General features: G+C 68.8%; 8 protein-coding genes. 4 read left to right on the top strand and 4 right to left on the bottom strand.

Features of this window, described 5'->3' with window-relative positions:
• Positions 1-65 precede the first annotated feature (65 nt).
• Positions 66-1,259, bottom strand: coding sequence for a porin (locus tag HMPREF3115_RS13080; RefSeq protein ID WP_070554676.1), 1,194 nt, complete (start codon positions 1,257-1,259; stop codon positions 66-68).
• Positions 1,260-1,675: 416 nt separating this feature from the next.
• On the opposite strand from HMPREF3115_RS13080, the gene HMPREF3115_RS13075 reads away from it, so the two are divergent.
• Both HMPREF3115_RS13075 and HMPREF3115_RS13070 read left to right on the top strand, forming a co-directional pair.
• On the top strand, positions 1,676-2,218 hold the full coding sequence (locus HMPREF3115_RS13075; RefSeq protein ID WP_012216409.1) for a GNAT family N-acetyltransferase: 543 nt from the start codon (positions 1,676-1,678) through the stop codon (positions 2,216-2,218).
• A gap of 98 nt (positions 2,219-2,316) precedes the next feature.
• Positions 2,317-3,051, top strand: coding sequence for a metallophosphoesterase family protein (locus tag HMPREF3115_RS13070; protein WP_070554666.1), 735 nt, complete (start codon positions 2,317-2,319; stop codon positions 3,049-3,051).
• Between the two features lie 107 nt (positions 3,052-3,158).
• Here the strand turns inward: HMPREF3115_RS13070 and HMPREF3115_RS13065 are convergent, their stop codons facing one another.
• Together HMPREF3115_RS13065 and HMPREF3115_RS13060 are read right to left on the bottom strand one after the other, a co-directional pair.
• Complete coding sequence (locus HMPREF3115_RS13065) at positions 3,159-4,487, bottom strand: ATP-binding protein (protein ID WP_006396260.1); 1,329 nt, start codon at positions 4,485-4,487, stop codon at positions 3,159-3,161.
• Positions 4,484-5,224 carry a response regulator gene (locus tag HMPREF3115_RS13060; protein WP_070554664.1) on the bottom strand — a complete coding sequence of 247 codons (741 nt, stop codon included), beginning with the start codon at positions 5,222-5,224 and terminating at the stop codon, positions 4,484-4,486. Before HMPREF3115_RS13060 ends, HMPREF3115_RS13065 begins: the two co-directional genes overlap by 4 nt.
• A 228-nt stretch (positions 5,225-5,452) precedes the next feature.
• Here HMPREF3115_RS13060 and HMPREF3115_RS13055 point away from each other — a divergent pair, with 228 nt between their 5' ends.
• Positions 5,453-6,034 carry a thioredoxin family protein gene (locus HMPREF3115_RS13055; protein WP_006410104.1) on the top strand — a complete coding sequence of 194 codons (582 nt, stop codon included), beginning with the start codon at positions 5,453-5,455 and terminating at the stop codon, positions 6,032-6,034.
• 75 nt (positions 6,035-6,109) lie between these two features.
• Here HMPREF3115_RS13055 and HMPREF3115_RS13050 read toward each other — a convergent pair whose 3' ends face one another.
• Positions 6,110-6,748, bottom strand: coding sequence for an FMN-binding negative transcriptional regulator (locus HMPREF3115_RS13050; RefSeq protein ID WP_006405940.1), 639 nt, complete (start codon positions 6,746-6,748; stop codon positions 6,110-6,112).
• A gap of 162 nt (positions 6,749-6,910) precedes the next feature.
• Here HMPREF3115_RS13050 and HMPREF3115_RS13045 point away from each other — a divergent pair.
• On the top strand, positions 6,911-7,194 hold a 284-nt coding region (locus HMPREF3115_RS13045; protein ID WP_141751675.1), incomplete at its 3' end, for a GntR family transcriptional regulator.

Raw genomic sequence — 7,194 nt, 5'->3', positions numbered from 1 at the left:
GCGCGGCTCGTGTCGACGAGCCCCGCCACGCCGGCGATCGGAAGGGTTGGACGCTACGCGCCGCGTCAGAACCGCTGACGCAACCCGAGGCTGACGATCGCCTGAGACTGCGTATCGGACGAATGGCCGTTCGCCTTGTCCGACACCGACGCGGTCGCGGCCACCGGCCGGCCGAGCGCGTCGAGCGTCATCCCCGACGCATGCTGGTACGCGCCGAGCAGATAGACGCTGGTGCGCTTCGACAGGTCGTAGACGGCGCCGAGCGTCACGTTGTGGTACTGCGCGCGATCGTCGATGCCGTCGACGTCGCTGCCGCGCGTGTAGCTGTAGCCCGCGAACAGCTGCGTCTGCGGGCGCACGTTCCAGCGCGCGAACACGCCGGCCACGTTGAACGTCGCGTGGCCGCTGAACAGCGAGCGGTCGCCGCTGCGGTACTGCACGTTGCTGTAGTTCACGCCGACCACCGCCGGCCCGAAGTCGTACGTCGCGCCGGTCGCGATGATGTGCTGCGATTGCGCGCTCGCATAGCCTTCGTTGATCGACGAGTTGAACAGGCCGTCGTCGGTGCTCTGCCACTTGCCGAGCGTCGTGTCGGTCGCGCCCGTCTTGCTGTTGTCCGAACGCTCGTAGCCGACGCCCACACGCAGCGGCCCCGCCGCATAGGCCGCGCCGACGCTCCACGTATTGCGCTGCTTCATGCTGCCCGGCTGGCCGCCGAAGCCGTACAGCGCGCCGAACGTGAAGCCCGCATAGTTCGCGCTCGTGTACTTGATCGAGCTGTCGACGCGCGCGGTCTGGTCGAGATCGTCGATGTCGCCCGGATGCGCGCCGAAGCCGCCGATGAACGACGACGGGCCGACCGGGCTCACGAAGTCGTCGAGCGACGTGTACTGGCGGCCGAGCGTGATCGAGCCGTAACGGTCGCTCCCGACGCCGACGAACGCCTGCCGGCCGAACTGGCGTCCGCCTTGCCCGGACGTGCCGTTCGTGATGTCGAAACCGTTCTCGAGCACGAACAGCGCGCGCAGGCCGCCGCCGAGATCCTCGCTGCCCTTGATGCCCCAGCGGCTGCCGGACAGGTTGCCGGTCGTCAAGCCGACGTTCGAGTGCCCGGTGTACGCGCCCGGCGTGCCGACGCGTTCGTTGCTGCGATACGTCACGCCCGCATCGACGATCCCGTACAGCGTGACGGAGCTTTGCGCGGATGCGAGGCCCGCGAGCGAGAGGAGCAGCGGCGCTGCGATCAGTTGCTTGTTCATGATTGTGATGTCTCCGGGCTCGGGCCCGTTGTTGTAGCTGTGTTCGGCCGCCCGGGGCGGACGGCCGGCGAGTAGTCGCGCGGCGCTGCGAGCCGCCGGCGTGCCGCACGCATCGACGCGCGCAGGCGCGCGCGATGGCGCATCGGGCATGCCCGGTGCGGCCGCCATCGTAGTTGGAACCGGTTCCCGTCGAAAGGGCAATAATGAAAAAGTTTATTTCGAAAATAGAGATAGTCTGCGGCGCGGCAGAAATGCGCCCGGGGCTAACGGAGGATCGATAATCGCCCCATACCAGCGAGTGGAGCGCCGTTCATGCAAGCAACGACTCCGCCGGCCGCGGCCGGACGTTCAGCCTGTGCGGTGCCGCGCCGGGCCGCAAGCGTGCGCATGGCGTCGCTCGAAACGGGCGCGATGAAATGAAGATCGACACGCCGCCCGCTTCCGGCTTTCCGGGCCTGTCCGTCAGGCAACTCGACCGCGCCGACCTCGACGCATGGTTCGCCTACCTGTCGATGCCGGACGTCGTCCGCCACACGAGCTGGAATTTGCGTTCGCGCAACGATTTGCTGCCCTTGTTCGACGGCCTCGAGTCGTCCGATCCCGATTCGATTCGCCGGCTCGCGATCGTCGACGACGCTTCGGGCGCCCTCGTCGGAACGATTGGGCTGCATACGGTCTCCACGGCCAACCGTTGCGCCGAAATCGCGTACGACCTCGCGCCCACGCATTGGGGCCGCGGCATCGCGCGTGCAGTGTGTGCGAGCGTGACGGCCTGGGCATTCGCCGAAGGCGGCTTCATGCGCATGCAGGGCGTCGTGCTGACCGACAACATACGCTCTGCGCGCGTGCTGGAAAAATGCGGCTACCGCTACGAAGGGCTGCTGCGCGCGTACAGGATGGTGCGAGGCGTGCCGGGCGATTTCGCGATGTACGCCCGCCTCGCAACCGACACCGCCTGAGCGCAGCGCAGTCGCTGCCTGGCATCGCCCGCATCGCCGATTGGACGGCACACGCCGAATTCGCGACAATCGTCGCGCCCCCCTTTCCGACGCCTGCCATGAAAATCGCCGCGCTATCCGACATCCACGGCAACCTCGCCGCGCTCGACGCGGTGCTCGCGGACATCCGCCGCCGCGGCGCCGACGTGATCGTGAATCTCGGCGACATCGTGTCGGGCGCGCTGCATCCGGCCGAAACGGCCGACCGGCTGATCGCGCTCGACCTGCCGACGATCAAGGGCAATCACGAGCGGCAGTTGCTGAGCGACGATCGCGAATCGCTGCGGCTGTCCGATCGCTGGGCGCGCGACACGCTGCGCGATGCGCATCTGGCGTGGATCGCCGCGCTGCCGCCGCGGCTGATGCTCGACGACGACGTGCTGATGGTGCACGGCACGCCGGCCAGCGACCTCGTCTATTTCCTCGAAACGGTGACGCCCGACGGCTGCCGCGCGGCGACGCCGGACGAGATCGCGCAACGCGCGGGCAACGAAACGGCGTCGCTGATCCTGTGCGGCCACACGCACGTGCCGCGCGCCGCGACACTCGAAGACGGCCGGCTGATCGTGAATCCCGGCAGCGTCGGATTGCAGGCGTACGCGGACGATCATCCGCATCCGCACCGGATCGAAAACGGCACGCCGCATGCGCGCTACGCGATGGTGTCGCGCACGGCGGCCGGCTGGCACGCCGAATTCCATACGGTCGACTACGACTGGGACACCGCCGCCGCGACGGCAGCGGCGCGCGGGCGCGACGACTGGACCGTCGCGCTGCGCACTGGCCGCTGCTGATACGCGCAAACGCCATCCGAAGGCCTGTCGCCCCTCTGTTCCCGCACGCGCGACGCGGCCGCGCCGCGCCGGAACGCTAAAGCGACCGGCCACACGCCATGCGTTCGCTACGCCGCCGCATTCACGAGCGTCAGCCGCGCATCGAGCCCGCCACCGCCATCCTGCCGATTGCTCAGCGTCAGCGTGCCGCCCATCGCGAGCGCGAGCTGGCGCGCGATCGCGAGGCCGAGGCCCGTGCCGCCCGTCTCGCGATTGCGCGACGTCTCCACACGGCGGAACGGTTCGAACACCGCGTCGAGCTGATCGTCCGGAATGCCGGGCCCGCGGTCGCGCACGACGATCACCGCGCCGCCGTCCGGCGCCGGCTGCACGTCGATCTCGGCTGCACCCGCGAACTTCAGCGCGTTGTCGACGAGATTGCCGACGATCCGGCGCAGCGCCTTCGGCCGCGTGACGAGCGCAAGCGGCGCGCGGCTGTGCAGCGCGACGTCCTGCCCCGCATCGACGTAATCGCAGACGATGCTGTCGAGCAGCGCATCGAGATCGATGCGGCGCGCCGCCTCGTCGGAGCCGTGCAGCGTACGCGCATACGCGACGCCCTCCTTCACCAGATGCTCCATCTCGATCAGGTCTTGCCGCAGCTTCGCTCCTTGCGCATCGTCGTCCATCACGTCGACGCGCAGTCGCATCCGCGTGATCGGCGTCTGCAGATCGTGCGAGATCGATGCGAGGATCTGCATCCGTTCGGTCATGTACTGCGCGATGCGATCCTGCATCGCGTTGAATGCGCGCGCCGCGCGTGCGACTTCGGACGGTCCGTCCTCGCTGAGCCGCTCGCCCTTCAGGTCGGGGCCGAGCGCGTCGGCGGCGAGTGCGAGCTGCTTGAGCGGCCGCGTCGCGAGCCGCACCGCGAGCCAGCAGCACGCGGCCAGCACCGCGAGCTGCAGCGCGAGCACGACCGGCAGCCAGTCGGACAGCGGCACCGTCGACATCGGATGAATGTCGATCGTGAGCGGCGAGCCGTCGCTCAGCCGCAGATGCACTTGCAGATGTTCGCGATCGCCGGGAATCGCGTTCGCGGTCAGCGGATACCGGCCGCCGATGCCGTCCGAGATCGACCGCTCGACGCGCGCCGACAGCCGCGCCTCCGGCGGCGTGCCGGTCTCGCCGGGCCCGAGGATGAACGTATAGCTGCGTCGCGCGAGACGCGGCAGCCACGCGGCGCGCTCGTCGGGCGGCAGATGATCGAGCAGCGCGACCGAGCTCGCGACTTCGCGCTCGATGTAGCCCATCATCAGGTTGGTCGTCGCCTGATCGCGTTCGGTGACGGTGAGCCAGAACGACAGCGTCTGCGCGAGCGCGAGCCCCACGCACAGAATCAGCGCGAGCCGCGCAAACAGCGAGCGCGGCCAATGCCACGGGATGCGCGCGTTCACGATGTGCCTTCGATCGCGGTGACGGCCGACGAGAACACGTAGCCTTCGTTGCGCAGCGTCTTGATGTAGCGCGGCTCGCGCGCGCCGTCGCGCAGTCGCTGGCGCAGCCGGCTCACGAGCAGGTCGATCGAGCGGTCGAACGGATCCGACTGGCGGCCCTGCGTGAGATTCAGCAATTGATCGCGCGTCAGCACGCGCTGCGGATGATCGAGAAATACGCGCAGCAACCGGTATTCGGCGCCGCTCAGCGCGACGAGCGTACCTTCCGCATCGAGCAGATGGCGCCCTGTCGTGTCGAGCCGCCATTCGCCGAACGCGAGCATGCCGGCCGTCTCCGTCACCTGCATGCCGGGCGGCAGCATCCGCGCGCGGCGCAGCACCGAACGGATCCGCGCGAGCAGTTCGCGCACCGCGAACGGCTTCGCGAGATAGTCGTCCGCACCCATTTCGAGGCCGACGATCCGGTCGGTTTCCTCGCTGCGCGCGGTCAGCATCAGCACCGGCACCGTGCGGAATTTGCCGGCGCGCAGATCGCGGCACAGCGCCAGGCCGTCCTCGCCCGGCAGCATCAGGTCGAGCACGATCAGGTCGGGCGCGCCGTTGTCGAGCACGCTGCGCATCTCGCGCCCGTTCGCGGCCAGCGACACGCGCATGCCGTTCTTCTCGAGATAGTCCGCGATCAGTTCGCGAATGGCGCGATCGTCGTCGACGATCAGCACGTGGTCGGGCTTGTCCATGGATCGGTGTCGTACTCGTGAAGGGCGGCGGGGCGATGTCCGCCTTTATACCGCGGCGAACCGGCGCGTTTGTATCGCACTGTATCGCGCCGCCGTCGCGACACACAACATTGCACACGCGCGGCTCGCCGGACACATCGCAGATACGTCGCAGCGGCCCAATGACGGCTATCGCAACCCGACCGGCCGGCGCCCGCGCGCAGCAGCCGGCCGCACCGGAGAAACGCCATGCTGCCCCGATTCAGGACCGCCGCCTTCGTGATCGCCCTCGCCGCCACGGCCGGCCTCGCCGCGTTCGCCGGCACACGCGACGAGGCGGGCACGATGGCCTCGTTCGCCGGCTCGCGCGCGCCCGAGTTCGCCGGCATCGACCGCTGGCACAACAGCGCGCCGCTCACGCTCGACCAGTTACGCGGCAAGGTCGTGCTCGTCGACTTCTGGACGTACTCGTGCATCAACTGCATTCATACGATTCCGTACGTCAACGACTGGTACCGGAAATACCGCGATCGTGGGCTCGTCGTCGTCGGCGTGCATACGCCCGAGTATCCGTTCGAACGCGACGCGAAAAACGTCGCCGACGCGATTGCGCGCTTCGGCATCCGCTATCCGGTCGCGCAGGACAACCGTTACGATACGTGGCGCGCGTACGGCAACCAGTACTGGCCCGCGCTGTATCTGATCGATGCGAACGGCAAGATCGTCTATACGCGGTACGGCGAAGGCGCGTACGACAAGACGGAGGCCGCGATTCGGGCCGCGCTGGCGCAAGCCGGCGAACGTGCGAAGGACGCGACGCGCACGCAGTAGCGTCGCCCGCGCCCGCGTGCACCAGCACGTGCATGAGCGCTTGCGGCCGATGCCCGTCCGTGATCGGCGAACGCGTCATTCGCGTTTCGCGTCGGCCGCCGCGAGCATCGCGCCGCCGATCGCGACGTTCCCGCTCGCGACCAGCGCTTCGCCTGCGCCCCGAATATCGGCGGCCGCCTTGTTCTGCCCGAGCTTGCGCTTGCCGACGAGCCGCGTGATCTCGATCTGCAGGCCGACGATCGATTGCAGCATCGCCTCGAGATAGTCGGACGGCGCGTCGCCCATCTTCCACGGCACCGGCTGCGATGCCTCGTGCGTGCGCGTGAGCCGCGCGACGACACCGCGCACGAACTTCTCGTCGTCGCGCACCGTAATGCGGCCGTGCGCATGCACGACCACGTAGTTCCACGTCGGCACCTGGCGGTGCGTCGCATGCTTGCTCGGATACCAGTTCGGCGAGATGTATGCGTCGCCCGCGTGGAAGATCACGAGCACGTCGTCGCCGTTCGCGACCGCCTGCCACACCGGATTCGCGCGCGCGACATGCGCGTGCAGCTCGCCGAGGCCGCCGTCGCCGGGCAGCCATTCGAACGGGAGGTGGTTCGCGTCGAGCCCGTCTTTGCCGTGCGTGATCAGGCTGCCGAACGGATGGCGCACGATCAGCTCGCGCAGCACGTCGGGGCGGGATTCGGCGAAATCGGCAGGGACATACATGCGGCGGCTCCACGATCGGACAGGATTCTTCGGACGACGCGCGGGCCGGCGGGATGCGGCTCACGGCACGCCCGTCGCGCGGCTTGCGCAATGCGCCGATTGTGGCTGCAAACTGGTTTATGCTGTAGAGCCGGTTTCGAACAATTTTGGTAGACCAGAATCATGGCAAGAACGGCGCGGATCGTGGACATCCCGTCGCTCGGCGCGCTCGATCGCGCGACCGGCGACCTGAGCCGCCAGCTCGCGCAGGCGCTGCGCGAAGCCGTGCGTCGCGGCGACGTCCGGCCCGGCGACACGCTGCCGTCCACGCGTCTGCTGGCGGCATCGCTGCAGGTCGCACGCGGCACCGTCGTCGACGCGTATGCGCAGCTCGTCGCCGAAGGCTTTCTCGAGTCGCGCGCCGGCGCCGGCACGCGCGTCGCGCATGCGCTGGCCGCGCCGCCGCC

It is taken from the genome of Burkholderia sp. HMSC10F09, from assembly GCF_001806955.1.
Taxonomy (GTDB): Bacteria; Pseudomonadota; Gammaproteobacteria; order Burkholderiales; family Burkholderiaceae; genus Burkholderia; species Burkholderia multivorans.
The sequence above is the reverse complement of the archived record's forward strand: the minus strand, read 5'-3'. Positions and strand labels throughout refer to the sequence as shown.